This window comes from Bosea sp. 124, from assembly GCF_003046175.1.
Classification (GTDB): domain Bacteria; phylum Pseudomonadota; class Alphaproteobacteria; order Rhizobiales; family Beijerinckiaceae; genus Allobosea.
Map to the genome: position 1 here is coordinate 3,270,956 of NZ_PZZM01000001.1, position 21,903 is coordinate 3,292,858.

Consider the following 21,903-nt stretch of genomic DNA (forward strand, 5'->3'; position numbering starts at 1 on the left):
TGAGGTAAATGACAGCCGTTTTCATTTGTAATGACTTTTAGTTTAGCAGAAATATGATAGATATAAATTTATTATGATTTAGTGTCTTCCTCTCAGGTGGGCTGAAGATGAAACGTGATCTGAATATACGAATTATTGGATACGTCGTTCTTGTAATAATGCTCTTCGCGTTTTCATACTTATTGGCTCTGTTTTTTGAATAGCTTGCTCGCGGGCGCAAATTCTAGGCCTCGGGCCCTATTGAGTCGGGTCGCGTCGCCATCATATCTCCGAGCGCGGGTTCTTCAACTCCCGCGCTCCGACGCCGCAACAGCGCTCGCGGAGGCACGTCCACATTTCCTTCAACCCGATCTCGATAGAGGGCCGCACGAGCGAGCAGCATGAGCGTGACCGGTGTCGTGACGGTGATGAACGCACCGATCATGAACTCATGCAGGATCGGTCGCGATCCCAGCGCCGAGAAGCAGACAATCGACGCAAGCAAGATCGCGCCGGTCCCCCAGCTCGTGCCGAGCGTCGGTGCATGGACCCGCTCGAAGAATCTGCGGAAACGCAATGTTCCGATCGCTCCCAGCAGCGTCAGCCCGGCGCCGAGGAGGACCAGGAAGGCGGTCAGCAGCGCCGCCCAGGCGGAGAGGTTCGCGGCGTGGGTCATTCGATCACCTCGCCGCGCATGAGAAATTTGGCGAGGGCGACGCTCGAGACGAAACCGAGCACGCTGATGATCAAGGCCGCCTCGAAATAGATCGCACTTCCGGTGCGAATACCGATCGTCAGCACCAGAAGCATCGCACTGACGTACATGGCGTCCAGGCAAAGTACCCGATCCTGCGCGCGGGATCCCCGCATGAGCCTGTAGGCGCTGCACCCCATGGCAGCGACGAGCATCGCCTGAGCGGCCATCACCGACCACAGGAGGATTGCGGCCGTCATTCGAATATCCCCATAAGCAGCGCCTCATAGCGGTTCTTGATCAGGGAGACCCAGTCAGCCTCGTCGACGAGGTCGAGCACATGGATCAGAAGGACACCAGAATCAGGGGCGTACTCGACCCAGGCCGTCCCGGGCGTGCTGGTGACGATGCACGACAGCAGGGCCAGGCCCGTCTTGTCGCGCAGGTCGAGCGGTATGGCGACGAAGCCCGCGACCCGATCACGACGATCTCCCTGGATGATGATCCTGGCAACGGCAATGTTCGACTGGAGGATGTCCAGCATGACGATGCCCAGAAGCTTGGGAAGGAGCTGCCAACGCCTCAGCCGGGGCTTGGATGGCTGAAGCGCCGCCATCGCGTGGGAAGCTCCGATCGCGATCGCGGCACCGACGAGGAACTGCCCGGTCGAGAAGGAGGTGAGCAACAGCCACATCAGCAGCAGCGCCGCGGTCAGGAGCGGATAGGGCAGCGCGCGGCTCATCGGGACACGCCCGGCAAGTAGCCCGCCCCCAGTACGCTCTGGATATAGGTCGATGGGGAATGCAGCGCATGCGCCGCAGCCTCTGTATAGCTGAGCATCGCGCCGCCCTGGACCGCAAGGAACATGCAGAGCGCCAGCAGCACGACGATCGGCGCGACCTCGACCACGAGCACGCGCGGAACGATGACCTCGAGCGGCGCCCAGAAGATCCGGATGCCGCTGCGCATCATGGCAACCAGCGCCGCGAGACCGGACAGGATGACCAGCGCGACCAACAGCCAGATGCGACCCGGGATCGTCGCTGGTGAGCCGAGCCCGTCCGGGTTCAGCATCCCCGTCAACATGGCGAACTTGGCGATGAACCCCGACAGCGGCGGCAGGCCCGCAAGCAGGAGCGCGACGCATCCGAACGAGACGCCGAGTACGGCGAGCGCCCCCGGCATGGCCACGCCGACCTCCTCGTCCTCATGTTCCTCACTCTCGTCGGTCTCGTCGCCATACGCCTCCATGGTGACGGCCAGCAGGTCCGCGGCTGGTTCGCGTGCCCGCTCCACCAACTCGATCAGCATGAAGAAGGCCGCGACGCTGAGGGTCGAACTGACGAGGTAGAACAAGGCACCGGACACGACCGTCGCGTTGCCAATCCCGACGGCCGCGAGCAAGGTCCCCGAGGAGATGAGCACGCTGTAGCCGGCGAGCCTGCCCATCGCCTGGGACGCGAGCACCCCGAATGTCGCAAAGGCGATCGTCCCCATGCCGCCCCACAGCAGGACCATACCGCCGAAGCCCGCCGCATCACCCGTCTCGGGGCCGAAGAGCAGGAGCGTGAGCCGCAGCAGCACGTAGGTGCCAACCTTGGTCAGCACGACGAAGATCGCGGCAACCGGGGCCGCCGCCGCCATATAGGCGGAAGGAAGCCAGAAGCAGAGCGGCCACATCCCGGCCTTGACCAGGAAGGCGGTGCCGAGGATCGCGACGCCGGCGCGAAGCAGCGCCTGGTCCTCGGCGGGCACTGCCGGCAGACGGACGGCGAGGTCGGCCATGTTCAGCGTTCCGGCGGTTCCATAGATCAGGCTGACGCCGATGAGGAAGAGCAGCGATGCGGCCAGGTTGATCGCGATATAGTGGAGCCCGGCGCGAACCCGGAACGCGCCGGAACCATGCAGCAGCAGGCCATAGGACGCTGCCAGCGTGACCTCGAAGAAGACGAAGAGATTGAACAGATCCCCCGTCAGGAACGCGCCTCCGAGCCCCATGAGCATGCACTGGAAGAGCGTGTGGAAATGCGGCCCGGCCCGGTGCCAGCGCGCGGTCGAGAACACGAGCGACGTGACTGCCAGCACGGCAGTGAGTGCAAGCATCAGTGCCGACAGTCGATCGAGCACGAGCACGATGGCGAACGGCGCGGGCCAGTTGGCGACGGCATAGGATGAGGACAGGGCCGCGCCTGCGCCAGGAGCCCCGTCCGCCAAACGCACCAGAGCGATCGCCGTCATAAGGAGCAGCAAGGTTGACGCAACGCTGAGCAGCGCCTTCAGCGTGTGGCGCAACTCGTCGATCAACAGGAGAGCGGCCCCTGTGATCAGCGGGAGCAGGACCGGAACGATGAGAAGGTGTCTCGTCCACTCCATTAGCTCGACTCTCTCCCGTCGACATGATCGTTCCGCGTCAGCCCGCGGGCGACGAGCAGCACGACCAGGAGGAGGGCGGTCGTGGCGAAACCGATCACGATCGCCGTGAGCACGAGCGCCTGCGGAATCGGGTCGGCATAATCCGCCGGGTTCCCCGCGCCGCCGGGTTCCAGCACGGGGGCTGCGCCGACGCGTAGCCGACCCATGCTGAAGATGAAGAGGTTCACCGCATAGGAGAGCAGCGACAGGCCGATGACGAGCTGATAGGTGCGCGGACGCAGGACCAGCCAGACACCCGATCCGGTGAGAACGCCGATGGCGATTGCAAGCGTCAATTCCATCGCCGGCGCTCCTCCTCGAGGCGGGCCGCGCGCAGGCGGCGGACGGATTGGTGGGCGATGGCGATCAGCATTAGCACCGTGGCCCCCACCACGAGGCTGAATACGCCGAGGTCGAACAGGGTCGCGCTCGCCATAGGGATCTTCCCGACGAGCGGCAGCTCTACGTACCGGAAATACGAGGTGAGGAAGGAATCTCCCAGGAGCATCGAGGCAGCACCGGTGAACGCCGCCAGCAGCAGGCCGCCACCGATCCAGGCAACCGGACGGATGCGCAACCTGTCCTCGACCCAGACCGTGCCCGCCGCCATGTATTGGAGGATGAAGCCCGCCGCCATCGCGACGCCGGCCGCAAAGCCCCCTCCCGGAGCGTCATGTCCACGCAGGAAGAGATAGGCCGCCAGGACGATGACGACCGGGAACATCCACTGCATGATCACGGACGGCACGTAGAGGTATTCCGCCTTCGTCGCTCCTGCCTCCATCTCCGGCTCGGCCTCGTCATTGGACCGCTGGATGAGCTGCTGCTCGGGCCGCTCGATGCTGTCCGGCGCGGGGCGGAAACGCCGCAGCAGCGCGAAGACGGTCAGCGCCACGATGCCGAGCACCGTGATTTCGCCGAGCGTATCGAAACCGCGGAAGTCGACGAGAATGACGTTGACGATGTTGCGGCCGCCACCTTCGCTGTAGGCCTTCTCGACGAAGAATTTCGCGATCGTGTCGGGTGGCGTGCGCGTCATCACCGCGTAGGAGATCGCCGTCATTCCCATACCCGCAACGACGGCGATGGCGAGGTCCCGGAAGCGGCGCAGCCGCGGGAGCCAGCCGCTCGGTTCCGGCACGTCCTCAGAGCGCTTGGGCAGCCACCGCAGGCCGAGCAGGATGAGCACGGTCGTCACGATCTCGACGACGAGCTGGGTTGCCGCAAGGTCCGGCGCGGAGAGCCAGACGAAGGTCACGCAGGTCACGAGCCCCGTCCCCCCAAGCAGGACGAGTGCCGCAAGGCGGTGGAACTTGGCCTGATAGGCGGCGGCGACCGCGCAGGTCATGCCGACGCACCAAAGGCCCGTGAAAGCGAAATCCGTCGCTCCATTGCCGAAGGCACCGAAGGAGAGGCCTGAAGCGATCAGCGGGACGGCACCTGCGGCGACTGCGGCCGCCACCAGCAGGCGCATCTGAGGCTGAAGACGCCTGGTGCCGAAGACGTCCTCGACCAGATGCGCCCATCGCCACGAAATCGCGACCATGAACCGCTCAAAGATGCGCTGGCCCTTGATCCGGCCAAGAAGCGGCGGACGCTCGGAGCGTTCGAGGTAATCGCCGGCGACGAGATACAGAAGCGCGCCAGCGGCCAGCGCGACCACGCTCATCGCCAGGGGAACGTTGAAGCCGTGCCAGACCGCCAGGCTGTATGGCGGCGTGGCAGCGCCGAGCACGGACGTAACCGCGACGTGAAGGAACGGACCGATGGTCAGGGCGGGTACTATCCCGACGACGAGGCAGGCGATGACCAGGAACATGACCGGGAACCGCATCCAGAACGGCGGCTCGTGGGGCTCGCGGGGAAAGCTCTCGGGCGGCGCTCCCAGGAAGATCGAATGGATCAGCCGCAGCGAATAGGTGACGGCGAGGGCGCTACCGAGCACGGCCGCGTAGGGTGCGGCGGTGTCCAGCCAGGAATCGGCGTGGGTCTCCACGGCTTCCGCGAAGAACATCTCCTTCGACAGGAAGCCGTTCAGCAGCGGAATGCCCGCCATGGCGGCGCTTGCCACCATGGCGAGTGTGCCCGTGATCGGCATGTAGCGGAACAGGCCTGAGAGCCGCCGCAGGTCGCGCGTGCCCGTCTCGTGGTCGATGATCCCGGCCGCCATGAACAGCGATGCCTTGAAGGTTGCATGATTGAGCATGTGGAAAATGGCCGCCACGGCCGCGAGCGGGCTCCCGAGGCTGAGCAGTAGCGTGATCAGACCCAGATGGCTGATCGTCGAGTAGGCAAGGAGCCCCTTCAGGTCATGCTGGAACATGGCGAGGTACGCGCCGAGCACGAACGACGCCATTCCCGCAATGCCCAGGATCATGAACCATTCGGGCGTACCGGAGAGCACCGGCCAAAGCCGCGCCATGAGGAACACGCCAGCCTTCACCATGGTGGCCGAATGCAGGAACGCCGACACGGGCGTTGGCGCCGCCATGGCGTTGGGTAGCCAGAAATGAAAGGGAAACTGCGCGCTTTTCGTGAGCGTGCCGAGGAGTATCAGCACAAGCGCCGGGACGTATAGCTCATGCGAACGGATAAGGTTGCCTGACCGGAGGACGTCGTCGAGGTCGTAGCTTCCAACGATATGACCGACGATCAGCACTCCGCCTAGCAGAGCGAGGCCTCCCATGCCCGTTATGGTCATGGCCATGCGGGCGCCGTCGCGCGCTGGTTGAGTATGGTGCCAATAACCGATTAGCAGGAATGAGAAAATGCTGGTCAGTTCCCAAAACACGACCAGAAGGATCAGATTGCCCGAGAGGACCACCCCCAGCATCGATCCGGTGAATGCCAGGAAGAACAGATAGAAACGGCGGACTGGATCTTCGGCGGAGATGTAGTATCTGGCGTAGATGACAACCAGGAGTCCGATACCGCTGACGAGGACCGCGAAGATCCAGGCGAAACCGTCCATCCTCAGGGTGAAATTAAGTCCGAGAGCAGGTATCCAGTCGATCCGGAACTGGACGGCATCGCCGCTGCTCACCGCTGGATAGAGCGAAACCGCCAGGACCAGGCAGGCCAGCATGGTGACCCCGGTGATCCAGGTCGCTGGTTCGCGGGAGCCCCCCGGGAATAGGACCACGGCCAGGCTGCTAACGAAGGGAAGGACGAGGATCAGCAGTACCGGGGAAGGCTCCATCATTCTCCTTTGGCTGCGAGGCGTCGCCCGTTCTTAGGCCATCGATGGTGATCCGCCAACAGCGAGCGGTTGGTCATCCCGTTTGATGGAGCCCGCCATCGGGCGATCCCGCGCGTCGCCATAGGACCGACCGCCACGATTTCGGCCCAGGGCGGCTCGCGAACGTCGGCTCCGATCATGGGCGACCGATCGCCCACGGACAGCCCGAGCACCGTGATGCCGAGAGGTGTGATCACGGATAGTTCCGTGGGCGGCCACATTCCATCGGCCGGATCGATCAAGAGCCGCCGCTCCGGCTGCCCTGAACCCTCGATCCGGTAAGTGACGAACCGGTCCAGCAAGACCGTGTGTTCCGGAACATCTTCCGGTTCGCGCCACTCCGAGCGGCTCAGTTTGCGGGAAAGCGAGGACGCGAGCGGATGCATCTGCTCGAAGAGCAACTGCGCCAGGGCTTGCAGGCGCTCGTAATGGTCTACGGGAAGCACGGCGACTGGCAGGTCCAGCATGCTAGACATGACTATCCTCCACTAATTGCCAGAAGGACCGCGATCTATTGATGGCTGTTGGGTGCGATCTGCACTCGCTGGTCCGCGCCGTTAATTCTCGTCCGCGACCGAGCCGTACACCGCTGGGCCGCGGTTAGTTGCCCGTCATGGGGCCGACCATCCGATGGGGAGAGTGCAACGTTTCATATTTTGAAGTTGGATCAACCTTCGCAGGAAGTCAAGGTCGCTCGAAAAAGCAATGAGGGGCTAACGAGGACGCTATATAGATGGGTACATTTTCCCTATCTCGGGAAATAATAAATCTTTCCTTTCTTGGGGCCACTTGTTGTTCTTTGATTTTTACCTATCTTTCCGGCAAGACTTAGTTTGTGGCGTCGAGCGTCGTTCATCGACCGGTGATCCAGTCGGGGGGCGAGTTGGCTTCCAGGGGGCTTGTTGCCTTCGACGCCTCAACGGTGACACAAGTGGACGCTCGAGGTTCCGATGACGCTTGCGGTTGAGAACGGTGAATCCCTAAGGCGCATCCTGGTTGCAACCGATGTTTCGACAAGATCGGACCGAGCGCTTCTGCGCGCCACGCTCGTCGCCAAACGGTTGGGCTCGTCCTTATCGCTCGTGACGTGGAGGATGGCGATATCCCTTATCGGATAATCGAGGCGCACCAATCGGCAGCTATTTCAACGATGGAAGATACGGTTCGGACGTAAGCGCCACGCCGGTCCCCTCGTGTGGGGCGGGAGGTGAATGTGCCAAGAGTCCTCTGATCGCGAGAGACGGAGGGCTTGGGTGGGAGCGGACGGCAAAATGGACGTCCATTTGGACGTCTCGACACCTGGCTACGTAGGCCGACTTGAGGTTGTTGAGGGTCCGACGGGTCGGCGGGTTCGCTCGGCGTCGGAGAAGGCGCGGATCGCGGCGGAGAGCCTGATGCCGGGGTCGCAGGTGACGGCGGTTGCCCGCAAGCATGGCGCGACGCGCTGGCAGGTTTATGATTGGCGGCGTCGCCTTCGTCAGGGACAGTTGGCCCTTCCGGAGAGCCGGGAGCCGCTGTTCGCGCCGCTGCTGGTGGAAGAAGCGCCGTCGCCCCGACCGCCGACGAAGCCGCCGAAATCGACGCTGGCGAAGGTTGAGATCGTGATCGACGGCATGGTGATCCGCACGACGGTCGAGGTCGAGCGGTTGGCGCAGGTGATCCGTGCGGTGCGGGCCTCGCGATGATTGCGCCGGGCGCCGATCTGAAGATCTACATGGCGACGCGACCTGTCGACTTCCGGCGCGGCCTCGACGGGCTGGCCGCGGCGGCGCAGGAGGTCCTCGGCCTTGATCCCTATAGTGGCGCGGCCTTCGTCTTCCGCGCCAAAAGGGCCGACCGGATCAAGATTTTAGTCTGGGATCGCACCGGGCTGGTGCTGGTGCACAAGCGCCTGGAGGGCTCGAAGTTCGTGTGGCCGCAGGTTCGCGACGGCGTGATGAGACTGTCACCGGCGATGTTTGCGGCGTTGTTCGAGGGGCTGGATTGGCGCTTGGTTCGGCCTGAGAGAGTTCGGCGTCCGCAGCTCGCCGGGTGAGTGCGGCAGACTGACTCAGGTCCGTGCCAGGCATGGCGCAGACGGCGGATCCGTGCTCGAAATAGTGGATGAACGTCGCAGTTCTCCATGGTGAGGTCGAGCGTCTGAAGGCCGAGCTGGCGCAGACGCAAGAGGCCCTGGCTCAGTCCGAGGAAGCGCGGCGGCGGCTGGAGAGCATCGTCAGCGACCTCCAGCGCGAGAAGTTCGGCTCCCGATCCGAGAAGCTCTCCGGCGAGCAATACCATCTACCGCTGGAGGACGTCGAAATCGCCCAGGGCGTGCTCGATGCCGCCCATGAGAAGGCGCAGCGGATCATCGAGGGCCGCCCGGACGGCGCCTGTGCTTCTCACCGGCGCAACCGCGGTCACCTGCCGGCCCATCTGCCGCGGGTGGAGCGGATCATCGAGCCGCAGAGCAGGCTGTGTCCGTGCGGCTGCGGCGAGATGTCCAGGATCGGCGAGGACGTCAGCGAGCGGCTGGACGTGGTGCCGGCGCAGTTGCGCGTGCTGGTCACCCGCCGCCCGAAATATGCTTGCCGCCGCTGCTCGGGCGCGGTCGTGCAGGCCCATGCTCCCGAGCATGTGGTGCCGGGCGGCCTGCCGACCGAGGCGCTGATCGCCCAGGTCATCGTCGCCAAGTTCGGCGATCACCTGCCGTTCTATCGGCAGGCCGAGATCTATGCGCGCCAGGGCATCCGGCTCGATCGCGCGACACTGGGCAACTGGGCCGGCCGGGCCTGCTTCCATCTCAAGCCCATCGCCGAGCGCATGCGCTGGCATCTGGCCGCGGCGGGTCGTCTGTTCATGGACGAGACCACCGCACCGGTGCTCGATCCCGGACGCGGCAAGGTCAGGAAGGGCTTCTTCTGGGCGATCGCTTCCGATGACCGCGGCCATGGCGGCCAGGGCCCGCCCATCGTGCTGTTCCACTATGCGCCGGGACGCAGTGGCGAGCATGCCGAACGCTTCCTTCAGGGCTTCCGCGGGCAGTTCCTGCAGGTCGACGCCTATGAGGGCTACGATCGGCTGACGCGCCTGGAGAGGCCGCAGGGGCCATGGAGGCTCGTCCATTGCTGGGCTCATCTGCGCCGACGCTTCGTCAAGCTGGCGCGCAACACCAAATCGCCGATCGCCGAGGCGGCGATACGCCAGATCGCGGCGCTCTATGCCATCGAGGCAACGGTTCGCGGTGTCTCGCCGCAACTGCGGCTTGCCGCCCGGCGGGAGCATTCCACGCCGATCATCACCGCCCTGAAACCGTGGTTCGAGAAGCAACTGTCGCTGATCTCCTCCGGCTCCAGGCTGGCCGAAGACATCCGCTACGGGCTCGCCCACTGGGAGGGGCTCACCCGCTTCCTTGACGATGGCCGCCTCGAGCTCGACACCAACCCGGTTGAAAACGCGATCAGGCCCGTCTGCCTGACCCGAAAAAATGCTCTGTTCGCCGGCCACGAGGTCGGCGCCGAAAACTGGGCACTGCTCTCGTCCCTCGTCGCCACATGCAAGCTCAACGACGTCAATCCCGTCGCCTATCTCGCTGAAACCCTCGACGCCGTCATCAACGGCCACCCACAAAGCGCCGTCGAAGATCTCATGCCATGGCGCTTCCGGAAAACCTCAACCCCAAATCCGTAGGGCCCCGGCAGGGCGCTTACGTTCGGACAACGCGAGACGCCGACGGTGTGCCGGCCACTTTTAGCGTTGTCGTGGACGATGTGTTCAATGGGATTTTGACCGCTGCACACGAGTTCGAAGCCGATCTGGTCGTCCTGGGGCCGCACCGCAGTCGCTTTCGGGACGTGTTCGCGGGGACGACCGCAGAGCGTGTGGTCCGCCGTAGCCGCTTCCCTATACTCGTGTCGACTACATTGAGCGGTTCTACAAGACGATCCGCAGGCACTCGACCATCGGCTATCTCAGCCCGGCCGAGTTCGAAAAGAAGGTGGGATTAGCTTAACACACCGTCCACAGAACCGGCAGCAGGCCAAGGTTCGGCCCCTAAACAGATCTCACACCTGAGCGTAGGAATAAGCGAGTAAGCGCAGGACGGTTGTTACGGCTGCAGCCAGCACCGCCCCCATGCGTCATGGTGCCCCCCGCCCAGCGCATTTGCTTGCCCGATCAAAAGACGTCAGACAAGGGCATCATGCCTAAACACCGCACAGATTTGGCCGATCGTCTCCCTCACGTTTCGCGCAAACGGCGCCAGATCAGCATGCGCGTGTCGCCATGTCTGCGTATGGCGCTCCTGCTGTTTGCGGCTCAGTTGTCCGAGCCTGCCCTCGCCGATGGCGGCCGGGGCGGCCGCACCTCGGGTGGCGTGGGCGGGGTCGACAGCGCGACCGTGGTCGGCGGGACCGGAAATGCGAGTACCTTCAACGGCGGCGGTGGCGGGGGCGCGGGAGCAACGGGCGGCGCTGGCGGTGCAGGCATAGTTGCCGGCGGGGCGGGCGGTGCGGACGCGGTTGGCGGAATTGGCGGCAATGGCGCTGGCGTCGCCAGTACCTCCGCAGCCGGCGGCGGCGGCGGCGGCGGCGGTGGCGCGCACGGTTTCGTCGGAGCAGGATCCCCGACGCTGGCGACAACAGGCGGCAACGGCGGCAATGGCGGCGCGGCCACCGCCGTCAATCGTGGCGGCGGCGGCGGCGGCGCCGGCGGTTACGGCACCGTTGTGACCGGAGGCAGCGGCACGATCGACTTCGCGGCCACCGGTGGTAATGGCGGCAATGGCGGCGCCAACACCAGCAACCTCCTGGCCCGCGGCGGCAACGGCGGCAGCGGTGGTCATGGCGCTCTCTTCGCGGGAGTCGGGTCGTTCAGCGTCGATGCGGCTGTGAGCGGCGGCGCGGGCGGCGTGCGCGGCGCAGGCTTAAACCAGAGTTCTAGCGGGTACTATGGCGCAGGCGGCGTCGGCATCGTGGCGAACGACAGCGTCGCTCTCACCCTCGGCAGCGGCGCGGTCGTCACCGGCGGATTGTCCGGAGACGGCGTGACACGCGCCAGCGCGATTACGCTGGGCGGGGCGGTCAACCGGCTGGAGTTGCGCGCCGGTGCCAACGTCGTCGGCTATGTCTTCGCCAGCGGCATGAGCGCCCTGGCGCTAGGCGGGACGGCGGACGGCACGTTCGATGTGTCCACGTTGGGGTCGGCGGGCCAGTATCGCGGCTTTACCGGCTTTTCGAAAGACGGCGCCTCGATCTGGACGCTGACCGGGACCAGCAGCTTCACGGGAGTGGGCGTCGTCGATGCCGGCACGCTCGCGGTCGATGGCGATGTCTCGAGCTTCAGTACCCTCACGGTCAATGCCGGCGGCGTGCTCGGCGGCTCGGGCACGGTGGGTGCAACGACGATCAGCGGCGGGACGCTGGCTCCAGGCAACTCGATCGGCACGCTAAGCGTTGCCGGAAACCTCGCCTTCACTGCGGCTGCGACCTATGCCGTCGAGGTTTCTCCCGCGACCGCCGACCGCGTCACCGTCACCGGCACGGCGGTGCTCGGCGGCGCGACCGTGCAGGCGACCTTCGCCAATGGCAGCTATGTCGCACGGCAATACACCATCCTGACCGCGACCGGCGGCGTCAGCGGCACGTTCGGCACGCTGACCAACGTCAACCTGCCGGCGGCCTTCAAGACAGGCCTCAGTTATGATCCCAACAACGCCTATCTCGATCTGACGCTGGATTTCACGCCCGCGCCGACTTCAACCCCCTCTGCTCCGACCCCCGTTTCGCCGCCGGCGTCCGAGGCTGTTCCCAACCGCAACCTGAACCCCAACCAGACCAGCGCTGCCAACGCTCTGACGGCCTATTTCAACGCGAACGGCTCCATTCCACTCGCCTATGGAACGCTGACGCCGCAGACGCTGTCTGAGGCGGCCGGCGAGCCTGCGGCCACGACGCAGCAGAACAGTTTCGATGCGATGAGCCAGTTCACCGGCGCCATCATGCCGACGTCGATGTATGGGCGTGGCACGCCGATCGCATCCGCCCCCGCCAGCTACGCCGCCTATAGTTCATCGGGCGGCAAGGCGGTCGCGCTGCCGCGGCTCGCCGCCGATCCCGATGCCTGGCGCTGGAGCGTCTGGGGCAGCGGCTTCGGCGGGCGCCAGAGCCATTCCGGCCAGGCAAGCCAGGGTGTGGCCGCGTCCTCCAACAGCGTATATGGCCTGGCCGCAGGTGCCGATTACCGCGTCTCGCCCTCCACCGTCGCCGGTTTTGCGCTGGCTGGCGGGGCAACGGACTTCAGCACCCGGGGCCTTGGCACTGGACACTCTGACCTTGCCCAACTCGGCGTCTTCATTCGCCACCATATCGGCCAGGCCTATGCCGCGGCGGCCGCAGCCTATGGCTGGCAGGGCATCACGCAGGACCGCAGCGTCGCGGGCGTCGACCGGCTGCGATCGAAGTTCGACGTTCACAGCCTGTCGGGGCGCATCGAGAGCGGCTATCGCTTCGGAGCGCCGTCACTGGGTTTGACGCCCTTCGCCGCGGCGCAGTTCGTCGTCTCGGCCCTGCCGGGCTATGCCGAGCGGGTGATGTCGGGGCCGGGGCTTTTTGCGTTGAGCTATGCAGGGCGCGATGCAGTCGACCGGCGCGGCGAGATCGGCCTGCGCGCAGACACCACATTCGCCGTGGCCGGTTTCGCGATCACGCTCACGGGCGGCCTCGCCTGGGCTCGCAATTTCGAAACCGGCCGCGCGACTGCGACCGCGAGCTTCCAGGCTTTGCCGGGAGCGAGCTTCCTAGTCAGCGGCGCAAACCGGGATCGGAACGGCCTACGCAGCAGCGCTGGCGCCGAGCTGAAATGGAAAAATGGCCTCGCTCTGGCCGCGGCTTTCGAGGGCGAGTTCACGCAGCGCAGCCGCAGCTATGGCGGCAAGGCCGTGCTCCGCTACACTTGGTGAGCCAGCCGCGCTGAACCCCGGATGGCGCAAGGGCTAGCCAGCCAACTTCAGGCGTCGAGTGGACGCAAAGATAGCGATGTCTGGAGATGTCGCGTTTGGGACCCGTGCAGCAATCCATCAGGCGGTCACTGCCGTCGTTTGTGTTTCGGCGTGCAAGTTTGACCCCGTGGGGCGGGGGATCTGGAGTGCGCCCCTGCGGGTAGACAGGATCAGGCTGCGGTTTTGACCGTGAGCCGGCCGTGTTGATCCTCGAACTGCTGCGGACTGAGATAGCCGAGCGCGGAGTGCAGTCGGCTGGCGTTGTAGACCTGATCGATGAAGCGCGGAAGGTCGGCAGCGACATCGTCGAACGTCTCATAGGCCATCGGATAGACGGCCTCGACCTTGAGCGTTTTCATGACGCTCTCGGCCTTGGCGTTATCATAGGGATTGCCGCGGCGCCCCATCGATCCGACCAGGCCATGTTCGGCTAGGGCCTGCCGGTAGCGCCCGGCCGCGTATTGCGAGCCGCGGTCCGTGCGGTGGATGCAGCCGGGCGGCGGCCCTCGCTTTTCGATGGCTGTGCGCAGGGGGCCAGTGTCAGCCTGACGTCGATCGATCGGCCGATAGCGTAGCCGACGACCTTGCGCGACCAGGCATCGAGGATGACGGCGACGTAGACGAAGCCGGCGGCGATCGCGACATAGGTGATGTCGGCCACCCAGAGCTGGTTCGGCCCGCCCGGGACCATATCCCTCGCCAGGTTCGGGAAGATCGGCAACTCGTGATCGCCATCGCTGGTGGCGATGTAGCGCCGACGCCGTCGAGGCTGGAGGCTGTGCTCGCGCATCAATCGCCTGATCTTCGTGTGATTGACGATCAGGCCGCGATGCCGCAGCGCGGCCTGCATCCGGCGATAGCCATAGGCCTCGAAGCTCTCGGAGATCGCTGCCATCGTCTCGACGAGCTCGGTGTCGTCGATGCTGATGGCCGGCTTATCGTAGTAGGTCGAGCGCGCGATCCCCATCAGCCGGCATCCTTTTGCGACAGAGATGCCGCGGGGCCGGTGACGACAGATGTAGTCGCGCCTCTCGGCCGCTGTCCGTGCTTCAGAGCCCCCTTTAGAAACTCGATCTCCAGGGCCTGCCTGCCGACGAGCCGCTCCAGCGCGGCGATGCGCCTCGTAGGCTTCGATCGTATCGACGGCGGCGGCCTCGTCGTCAAAGGCGCCGCCCTCGAATTTTTGAATCCAGATGCGGATCAGGTTGCGCGACAGGTCGTGTCGATGGGCAAGGCTGTGGAGCGTCTCGCCAGCCAGGTAATCCTGCGCCACCTGGCGCTTGAACTCGATGCTGTGGGTGCGGTGTTGGGCCATGGGCTTTCATCCTTCGAAAGCCCGGCTCCCCGGTCAATTCCCTGTCGTCACACTGTCCGCCTCAAGGGGCGCACTCCAATCGCTATTGGCGCGATGCCAACAGGTGCGATGGTTCGGTCCTCGAGAGAGCTATGCCGAACCCCAGTCGCGGCGCGGAAATATGGGATGAATAACCATGCTAGCCCAATTCGAAGGAAACTGGCGGCAGGCAGTCGCGAATCTCCATGGCGGCAGGTATTGTCTGATTGAGCCTGTCGGGAGGGCGTCCTTTATCGGAGAAAAACCTTTGTCATATTCGGCTCCAGGAGACGCATAATGCTAGGGAACTTCACCTCCCCGGAGAAGCAGGGCGCTTTCGCCATTGCAGTTGCAGTTGCCGTTTTGGGCTTGATCATGGCACTGGCGGGCGGGCAAGACGTCCTCGGGGTCCACGGCGTGATCGTGATGCTGTTCTCAGGCGGCGTGGCCTGGCTGGTGGCGTCGTCGGCCTTCGGACCGGAGCCGAGCGAGAACCGAGAGGCGTCCTATTACGACGATCCGATCAAAGCGGGCATCGTACTGGCGATGGGCTGGGCGGTGTTTGGCATGTTCATGGGAGTCTGGGTGGCAGCGCAGCTGGCTTGGCCCGACCTTGCCTTTGACGCTCCCTGGTCCAGTTTCGGTCGATTGCGACCCACGCATACGACGGGGGTCATTTTTGGCTTTGGCGGCAATGCACTGATCGCGACCTCGTTCCACGTGGTTCAGCGGACCTCGCGTGCACGGCTGGCTGGCCAAATCAGTCCATGGTTCGTGTTGTTGGGCTTCAACCTGTTCTGCCTGCTTGCCGTTTCCGGGTACCTGCTCGGGGTGACGCAGTCGAAGGAGTACGCGGAGGCGGAGTGGTACGCAGATCTCTGGCTAGTAATCGTCTGGGTGACCTATTTTATACTTTTTATAGCGACAATTGCGCGGCGGAAGGAGCCGCATATATACGTTGCCAATTGGTATTTTATGGCATTCATTCTTGTTGTTGCAATTTTGCATATTGTAAACAATCTGGCGCTTCCAGTATCGTGGGGCAGTTCTAAGAGCTACACGGTTTGGCCGGGCGTGCAGGACGCAATGGTCCAATGGTGGTATGGCCACAACGCGGTCGCCTTCTTCTTGACCGCTGGCTTCCTAGGGATGCTGTACTATTATCTGCCAGTGAGGGCGGGGCGGCCGATTTTTTCTTATCGACTTTCGATCCTGAGCTTCTGGGGAATAACATTCTTTTACATGTGGGCCGGGTCTCACCACCTGCATTATACGGCACTTCCATATTGGGTTCAGACACTCGGCATGACCTTCTCCGTCATGCTGCTCGTCCCCTCCTGGGCATCGGCCGGCAATGCACTGCTCACACTCAATGGCGCGTGGCACCGCGTGCGTGACGACGCGACGCTGCGCTTCATGATGGCCGCGACCGTCTTCTATGGGCTTTCCACGTTCGAAGGGTCGTTTATGGCGATCCGAGCCGTCAATTCGCTTTCCCACTACACTGACTGGACTGTCGGGCACGTACATGCCGGAGCCTTGGGATGGGTGGCGCTCATAACGTTTGGCTCTTTGTATACTCTCGTCCCGAGTCTTTGGCGGCGGGAGGGAATGTATTCAGCACGCCTTGTCGAAGTTCATTTCTGGCTCGCGATCGCTGGAACGCTGATTTATGTCTTCGCTATGTGGAATTCCGGCATCATCCAGGGCCTGATGTGGCGGACCTATAGCGAGGACGGTGCTCTCGCTTACTCGTTTGTCGACTCTTTGGTCGAGATGTATCCGTATTATATTGCGCGTGCTTTCGGCGGATTGCTCTTCCTCATCGGCGCTGTGATCGGCTGTTACAATATGTGGATGACGGTTCGTTCAGTGCCGCTGCTCAGTCGGGAAACAGACGTCCCCGTTCTGGCCGCCGTCGTGCCGGGGGAATGACGAATGCCTGAAATGTTCCACCGCAAGATCGAACGGTCCGCCATCGGCTTCGTCATCGCAATCATCGCGGCCGCGAGCGTTGGCGGAATCGTCGAAATCGCACCCCTCTTCACGATCGACGAGACCGTGGAGAAAGCACCCGACATGAGGGTCTATACGCCCTTGGAACTGGCGGGCCGAAACATCTACGTCCGCGAAGGGTGCTACGCGTGTCACAGCCAGATGATCCGTACACTTCGGGACGAGGTAGAGCGATATGGCCCTTATTCGCTTGCCGTTGAATCCAAGTATGACCGACCCATGCTTTGGGGATCGAAACGCACGGGCCCGGACCTGGCCCGCATAGGTGGCAAGTACTCTGATCTCTGGCACGTCGCGCACCTGACTAACCCTCGCGCTGTCGTTCCTGAATCGAATATGCCTGCCTATCGATGGTTAGCCCGCACCGAATTGAGAACTGATGACCTGGGAGCGCATCTGGCTGTGCAGCGCCGACTTGGAGTGCCCTATACTGAGGAAATGGTCAAAAACGCTGCTCAAGATGCCTATGGCCAGGCGACGCCCGATTCAAGTTTCGCCGCGGGTGTGACCCAGCGATATGGCGAAAAGACCCAATTGAGCGCCTTTGACGGCGTCACCACGAACGTCACTGAAATGGACGCGCTGGTGGCGTATTTGCAAGTGCTGGGGCGTTTGACGGACGCTGCTTTCCGCAACACTGCTGCTCCCCAGCAGCCGCCCGATCCTAAAGATTGAGGAGGACGTGATGCACCTTGATCACGACACGCTTGTGGCCTTCTCGAAAAGCTGGGGGCTGCTCTATCTCATGGTCTTTTTCATCTGCGTTGTGGCTTACGCTTTTTGGCCCAAAAACAGAAAGCGGTTTGATCGCGCCAAGCACAGCATCCTCGAACAGGACGATAGGCCATGGCAGAAGTAGAGCGCGATCCCGTCAGCGGCCGGGAGACGACCGGCCATGAGTGGAACGGCATCAAGGAATTGGACACGCCCGTGCCACGCGGCGTGCTCATGTTCATCATTGTCACGCATCTCTGGGCCATTGCCGTCTGGTTCCTCTTACCAGCTTGGCCGTTGGGTACGACATACACGAAGGGGCTTCTCGGTCTAAGTCAGCGCACGGCGGGCGAGCAACGTATTGTGGAAGGTCAGAACGAGCGCGCCGTGTGGAAGGCGAAACTCGAAACTGAGCCTTACGACACCATTCTCGCCGATGAGGTCCTAATGCAGAGAGTCCGCCGCACGGGACGTCAGCTGTTTGGGGACAATTGCGCCGCGTGCCACGGACGTGACGCCAAGGGAGGCATCAACTACCCGGATTTGACCGATGACGATTGGCTATGGGGTGGCGGGCCCGAGCTGATTGAGCAGACCATGCGCGTCGGCATTAACACCACACATTCGAAATCCCGAGTAGGCCAGATGCCGGCCTTCGGTCGCGATGCGATGCTCGACCGTGAGCAAGTCCGCAGCGTGGCAGCCTATGTCTATTCGCTGACAAATCCAGCTTACTCGACGCCACAGAACATTGACCGGATCACCGCTGGGCAAAAGGTCTTTGCGGCGAGCTGCGCTGCTTGCCATGGGGAGAACGCCCAGGGAAACCGGGATCTCGGAGCCCCTAATTTGACCGACGCCTATTGGATCTACGGCGGCACCATGGAGACGATCATAGCCTCCGTGCATGGCGGTCGGCAGGGGCACATGCCCACCTGGGATGAGCGCCTGACAACGGCCGACATCCGGACGCTCGCGCTGTACGTCCACGATCTAGGGATAAGGCGGCCGTGATCGAACGACTGCGCCTTTCCCGCCGCTGGTTACCCTGGCTACTGGTCACGGTTGGCCTGTTAGTGTTTGCCGGCGCAAACGCGCATCTCGTCTACGTCGCATTCCATTCGCAGTCCGGTTGCGTGGCGCATGTCAAGGAGACCGGCAGCAGCGGCAGCTATCGCGCCGCCAAGCCTGCTTGTTGAGGAGAAGAACATGGGCGAAACCGACAAGTCGTACTGGTTGCTGAGCGAAACGTCCGGCGTCGGTGAAACCCACGACCCCCGATTGCAGCGCAATCTTCCGATATTCGAGGGGATGCGTTGGCTGAAAGCTGGGTGGCGGGATCTCTGGATTCATCCCTCCTCCAGCATCGCCTACGGCATCGGCGTCTTCGTGCTCTCGGTTGCCTTCATCTGGACGCTTGTCCAATTTGGACGCGACTACATTCTTTTTCCGGCCCTGGCCGGTTTTATGATCGTCGCCCCGTTCCTCGCAATCGGCCTTTATGAAAAGAGCAAAGCGCTTGAGGAAGGGCGGGAGGTCGGATTTGGCTCCATGCTACGTGTCCGGCCCAAGGCAGGCGCACAGGTGTTTTTTACGGGCCTGCTGCTGTGCCTGCTGATGCTTCTCTGGAACAGGGCCGCGGTGCTGTTATGGGCGCTTTTCTTTGGCGTCACCGGCTTTCCGGGCATCGAGAACGTCGTCTGGATTCTCCTCGGTTCTCCGTACGGCTGGGCCATGTTGCTTGTCGGGACGGTTGTCGGGGGGCTTTTTGCCTCCTTTGCGTTCGCCATCAGCGTTTTCGCCGTACCCATGCTGCTTGACCGTCGGGTCGATGCGCTAACGGCGATGGGCGAGAGCATGAAGCTGGTCTGGAACAACCTGCGGCCTATGATCGCCTGGGGAGCCATTGTCCTGGCTTCTTTTGCCGTTTGCGTTTTGACTGGCCTCATCGGGATGATCGTTATCTTCCCGATGTTGGGTCACGCGACGTGGCACGCCTATAAGGCCGTAGCGGGTCCAGGGCTCGATCCGTGAGCTGCTGCGCTCCTGGGGCTGAATCGGCCCTTATGCTGGGACCGGCTCGCGAGATCTCCGGGCAGGAGATCGTGCTCGCGAGCCGAGATCTCGGCGACGGCACGTTTCAGACCGATGTTTCCGTTCCTCAGGCTCACTGCGCCGGCTGCATCGCTGCCATTGAATGCACGCTCGGTCGGATTGAAGGCGTTCTTTCGGCGCGGGTGAATCTCACGGCCAAGCGAGTCGTTGTAAAATGGCGGCAGGGCGGCAACCCGCCGGCGATTATCGAGACCTTGCGAAGGGTAGGTTACGAGGCAACGTTCGCAGCAGCCGACAGTGGACGCGATGATCCGGAGTTGTCCGGCCTGCTGCGGGCGACCGCAGTCGCCGGCTTCGCGTCCATGAACATCATGGCGCTATCGGTATCGATCTGGTCGGGATCAGACGCTGAGACGCGCCATGTGTTTCATCTAATTTCAGGGGCGGTCGCTCTGCCAACGCTTCTATATTCCGGACGCGTCTTTTTTGTTTCCGCCTGGCGAGCCCTTCGTACAGGTCGGACAAACATGGACGTTCCGATCAGCGTCGGCGTGTTGCTCGCATTCGCCCTCAGCACATACGACACTTTGAAGGGCGGGCCGCACGCCTATTTCGACGCGGTCACGTCACTGTTGTTCTTCCTTCTTGCCGGCCGTGCGGCGGACCACGCAATGCGCGGCCGGGCTCGCAACGCGGTGAGGTCGCTGGCGCGGCTGATGCCGCGGGGCGCAACCGTTTTGAAGGCCAATGGCAGCCGAGAATACCGGGAAGCCTCCTCGATCACAAAAGGTGAGACCGTCCTGGTTCTTGCGGGCGAACGAGTTCCGGCGGATGGAACCGTGGTGTCGGGCACCGCTTCGCTGGACTTGTCGCTGGTAACCGGGGAATCCGTTCCGGAACGGGTGGATCACGGCGCGCATGTATTGTCGGGATCGCTAAATCTCGATGGCCCACTGACGTTGCGCGTGGAGTGCCCGCAAACGAGCTCATTCCTGGCGGATATGACAAGGCTGATGGAGGCCGCCGAGGGCGGCCGAGCTCGCTACCGCCGCATAGCCGACCGGGCGGCTGCGCTGTATTCCCCCGTGGTTCATCTGCTCGCCTTCGCGACGTTTGTTGGATGGATGGCAGTAGCAGGCGACCTGCACGGTTCGCTTACGGTGGCGATCTCGGTGCTCATCATTACCTGTCCCTGTGCGCTAGGCCTCGCAGTTCCCATGGTGCAGGCCGTGGCAGCGCGCCGGCTCTTCACATTCGGCGTGACGTTGAAGGACGGCGCGGCCCTGGAAAGGCTCGCCGAGGTGGATCACGTCGCGCTGGATAAGACGGGCGTTCTGACATCCGGTCTGCCTCAGGTTACGTCGTTCACCGTGCCGATGGACGAGGTCGAAAAGGCCTCCTCGCTCGCGGCTCTATCCTGGCATCCCTATTCGCGCGCGGTGGCTGCGCTGCGGCCCGCCGCGAGCCTGACTTTCGAGCATATTCGGGAGGAGCCGGGATGTGGCGTCGAAGGGGTGATCGATGATCGTACCTACAGGCTCGGCCGCCGCTCTTGGGCCGAAGGATGTTCCGATACGGCCTCAGCGTCTTCGGGCGTGTGTCTGTCCGTCGACGGGCGCGTTCTCGGCACGTTCGAGATTTCGGACAGCCTGCGCCCGGGAGCAGCCCCAGCCGTCCGTCGCCTGGTGGATCTAGGCATAGACATCGAGATCATGTCCGGAGATACGCAAGCGGGGGTGAGAAAGGCCGCGAACGCAGTCGGCGTGGATGCTGCTACGGCGGGGATGCTGCCTCGTGACAAGGTCGACCGCCTCGAGGCACTTCGTATAGACGGTCGCAAGACCCTGATGGTCGGCGATGGGTTGAATGACGCGCCGGCCCTTGGCGCAGCGTTTGTCTCAATGGCTCCATCAACGGCCGCTGATGTGGGGCGCAACGCGGCGGATCTTGTCTTTCTCGGTACCAGCCTGGAGTCCGTCCCAGAGGCGATCGTTATCGCCCGCAAGGCTCGGTTGCTGATAAGGCAGAACATAGCGCTCTCGATCGCTTACAATGCTTTTGCTCTTCCGCTCGCTATTGCCGGGCATGTCACGCCGCTTGTCGCGGCGGTTGCCATGTCCACATCGTCGATTTTGGTGGTTGCCAACGCGTTGCGCCTTTCCGGCGCGGGAACGGTGCCGAAACCGACTCGCGCGGGTAACGCTGACGGCCGCCTGGTGAGGGTTGCATGAGCCTGCTGACATGGCTCGTGCTGGTCGCGCTCGGCATGGGATTGACCGGGCTCCTCGCGTTCCTCTGGTCTATGAAAAGCGGCCAGCTTGAGGATCTGGACGGCGCGGCGGAACGGGTACTCCTTCACAAGGCAAACGACACACCGCTTACGGAAACGGAATGTTCGCGAGACAAGAGTCGTGAATGAGAAAGGGAATGTGATGCGCTATTCGTCCGACAGAGAATTCGATTGGGTTGCGGCCCTGTCCGTGGCA

At 63.2% G+C, this 21,903-nt stretch carries 23 protein-coding genes; 13 read left to right on the forward strand and 10 right to left on the reverse strand.

Annotation, left to right across the window (positions count from 1 at the left end; translation table 11 throughout):
* Positions 1 to 223 precede the first annotated feature (223 nt).
* The 7 genes from mnhG to C8D03_RS15535 are packed head-to-tail and all read right to left on the reverse strand — an operon-like array spanning position 224 to position 6,799.
* Positions 224 to 655 carry a monovalent cation/H(+) antiporter subunit G gene (mnhG, locus tag C8D03_RS15505; RefSeq protein ID WP_108047457.1) on the reverse strand — a complete coding sequence of 144 codons (432 nt, stop codon included), beginning with the start codon at positions 653 to 655 and terminating at the stop codon, positions 224 to 226.
* Entirely contained in the window at positions 652 to 933 is a 282-nt protein-coding gene (locus C8D03_RS15510) for a K+/H+ antiporter subunit F (protein ID WP_108047459.1), read from the reverse strand. Before C8D03_RS15510 ends, mnhG begins: the two co-directional genes overlap by 4 nt.
* A complete protein-coding gene (locus tag C8D03_RS15515; protein WP_108047461.1) occupies positions 930 to 1,415 on the reverse strand; it encodes a Na+/H+ antiporter subunit E in 486 nt (161 codons plus the stop codon). Before C8D03_RS15515 ends, C8D03_RS15510 begins: the two co-directional genes overlap by 4 nt.
* The gene (locus C8D03_RS15520) at positions 1,412 to 3,046 is read right to left on the reverse strand and encodes a monovalent cation/H+ antiporter subunit D (RefSeq protein WP_108047463.1); all 1,635 of its coding nucleotides are present in this window, start codon (positions 3,044 to 3,046) and stop codon (positions 1,412 to 1,414) included. Before C8D03_RS15520 ends, C8D03_RS15515 begins: the two co-directional genes overlap by 4 nt.
* Complete coding sequence (locus C8D03_RS15525) at positions 3,046 to 3,387, reverse strand: Na+/H+ antiporter subunit C (RefSeq protein ID WP_108047465.1); 342 nt, start codon at positions 3,385 to 3,387, stop codon at positions 3,046 to 3,048. The genes C8D03_RS15520 and C8D03_RS15525 overlap by 1 nt, the downstream gene beginning before the upstream one ends.
* Entirely contained in the window at positions 3,378 to 6,287 is a 2,910-nt protein-coding gene (locus C8D03_RS15530; RefSeq protein ID WP_108047467.1) for a monovalent cation/H+ antiporter subunit A, read from the reverse strand. The genes C8D03_RS15525 and C8D03_RS15530 overlap by 10 nt, the downstream gene beginning before the upstream one ends.
* Positions 6,284 to 6,799 (reverse strand): GreA/GreB family elongation factor, encoded by a 516-nt coding sequence (locus C8D03_RS15535; RefSeq protein ID WP_146170189.1) that lies wholly within the window; start codon positions 6,797 to 6,799, stop codon positions 6,284 to 6,286. The genes C8D03_RS15530 and C8D03_RS15535 overlap by 4 nt, the downstream gene beginning before the upstream one ends.
* Positions 6,800 to 7,594: 795 nt before the next feature.
* On the opposite strand from C8D03_RS15535, the gene C8D03_RS15545 reads away from it, so the two are divergent.
* From C8D03_RS15545 to C8D03_RS27170, 4 genes are all read left to right on the forward strand, one after another.
* Complete coding sequence (locus tag C8D03_RS15545) at positions 7,595 to 8,008, forward strand: transposase (RefSeq protein WP_282568616.1); 414 nt, start codon at positions 7,595 to 7,597, stop codon at positions 8,006 to 8,008.
* Positions 8,005 to 8,358 (forward strand): IS66 family insertion sequence element accessory protein TnpB, encoded by a 354-nt coding sequence (tnpB, locus tag C8D03_RS15550; RefSeq protein ID WP_108046502.1) that lies wholly within the window; start codon positions 8,005 to 8,007, stop codon positions 8,356 to 8,358. The genes C8D03_RS15545 and tnpB overlap by 4 nt, the downstream gene beginning before the upstream one ends.
* Positions 8,359 to 8,426: 68 nt before the next feature.
* The gene (tnpC, locus tag C8D03_RS15555; protein WP_108046501.1) at positions 8,427 to 9,992 is read left to right on the forward strand and encodes an IS66 family transposase; all 1,566 of its coding nucleotides are present in this window, start codon (positions 8,427 to 8,429) and stop codon (positions 9,990 to 9,992) included.
* Entirely contained in the window at positions 9,956 to 10,309 is a 354-nt protein-coding gene (locus C8D03_RS27170) for a universal stress protein (RefSeq protein ID WP_108047473.1), read from the forward strand. Before tnpC ends, C8D03_RS27170 begins: the two co-directional genes overlap by 37 nt.
* A gap of 179 nt (positions 10,310 to 10,488) precedes the next feature.
* Here the strand turns inward: C8D03_RS27170 and C8D03_RS26855 are convergent, their stop codons facing one another.
* Positions 10,489 to 11,145: a hypothetical protein gene (locus C8D03_RS26855; protein ID WP_248308490.1), complete on the reverse strand. Its 657-nt coding sequence runs from the start codon at positions 11,143 to 11,145 to the stop codon at positions 10,489 to 10,491.
* A gap of 45 nt (positions 11,146 to 11,190) precedes the next feature.
* Here C8D03_RS26855 and C8D03_RS15565 point away from each other — a divergent pair, with 45 nt between their 5' ends.
* The gene (locus tag C8D03_RS15565) at positions 11,191 to 13,260 is read left to right on the forward strand and encodes an autotransporter outer membrane beta-barrel domain-containing protein (RefSeq protein WP_248308491.1); all 2,070 of its coding nucleotides are present in this window, start codon (positions 11,191 to 11,193) and stop codon (positions 13,258 to 13,260) included.
* Between the two features lie 209 nt (positions 13,261 to 13,469).
* Here C8D03_RS15565 and C8D03_RS26485 read toward each other — a convergent pair whose 3' ends face one another.
* Together C8D03_RS26485 and C8D03_RS26860 are read right to left on the reverse strand one after the other, a co-directional pair.
* Complete coding sequence (locus C8D03_RS26485) at positions 13,470 to 13,706, reverse strand: integrase core domain-containing protein (RefSeq protein ID WP_181301002.1); 237 nt, start codon at positions 13,704 to 13,706, stop codon at positions 13,470 to 13,472.
* A 23-nt stretch (positions 13,707 to 13,729) separates the two neighbouring features.
* Positions 13,730 to 14,614, reverse strand: a complete 885-nt coding sequence (locus C8D03_RS26860) for an IS3 family transposase (protein ID WP_108047479.1) — start codon at positions 14,612 to 14,614, stop codon at positions 13,730 to 13,732.
* 315 nt (positions 14,615 to 14,929) lie between these two features.
* On the opposite strand from C8D03_RS26860, the gene ccoN reads away from it, so the two are divergent.
* From ccoN to ccoS, 8 genes are read left to right on the forward strand one after another with little or no spacing between them, the layout of a single operon-like run.
* Entirely contained in the window at positions 14,930 to 16,567 is a 1,638-nt protein-coding gene (gene ccoN, locus C8D03_RS15580; protein WP_108047481.1) for a cytochrome-c oxidase, cbb3-type subunit I, read from the forward strand.
* A 3-nt stretch (positions 16,568 to 16,570) separates the two neighbouring features.
* Entirely contained in the window at positions 16,571 to 17,323 is a 753-nt protein-coding gene (ccoO, locus tag C8D03_RS15585; RefSeq protein ID WP_108047483.1) for a cytochrome-c oxidase, cbb3-type subunit II, read from the forward strand.
* A 10-nt stretch (positions 17,324 to 17,333) separates the two neighbouring features.
* Positions 17,334 to 17,507, forward strand: coding sequence for a cbb3-type cytochrome oxidase subunit 3 (locus C8D03_RS15590; protein ID WP_108047485.1), 174 nt, complete (start codon positions 17,334 to 17,336; stop codon positions 17,505 to 17,507).
* Positions 17,495 to 18,376 carry a cytochrome-c oxidase, cbb3-type subunit III gene (gene ccoP, locus C8D03_RS15595; protein WP_108047487.1) on the forward strand — a complete coding sequence of 294 codons (882 nt, stop codon included), beginning with the start codon at positions 17,495 to 17,497 and terminating at the stop codon, positions 18,374 to 18,376. Before C8D03_RS15590 ends, ccoP begins: the two co-directional genes overlap by 13 nt.
* A complete protein-coding gene (locus C8D03_RS15600) occupies positions 18,373 to 18,561 on the forward strand; it encodes a hypothetical protein (protein ID WP_210203929.1) in 189 nt (62 codons plus the stop codon). Before ccoP ends, C8D03_RS15600 begins: the two co-directional genes overlap by 4 nt.
* Positions 18,562 to 18,571: 10 nt before the next feature.
* Positions 18,572 to 19,396: a DUF2189 domain-containing protein gene (locus C8D03_RS15605; protein WP_108047489.1), complete on the forward strand. Its 825-nt coding sequence runs from the start codon at positions 18,572 to 18,574 to the stop codon at positions 19,394 to 19,396.
* Positions 19,393 to 21,648 carry a heavy metal translocating P-type ATPase gene (locus C8D03_RS15610; protein WP_108047491.1) on the forward strand — a complete coding sequence of 752 codons (2,256 nt, stop codon included), beginning with the start codon at positions 19,393 to 19,395 and terminating at the stop codon, positions 21,646 to 21,648. Before C8D03_RS15605 ends, C8D03_RS15610 begins: the two co-directional genes overlap by 4 nt.
* A complete protein-coding gene (gene ccoS, locus C8D03_RS15615; RefSeq protein ID WP_108047493.1) occupies positions 21,645 to 21,836 on the forward strand; it encodes a cbb3-type cytochrome oxidase assembly protein CcoS in 192 nt (63 codons plus the stop codon). Before C8D03_RS15610 ends, ccoS begins: the two co-directional genes overlap by 4 nt.
* Positions 21,837 to 21,903 lie beyond the last annotated feature (67 nt).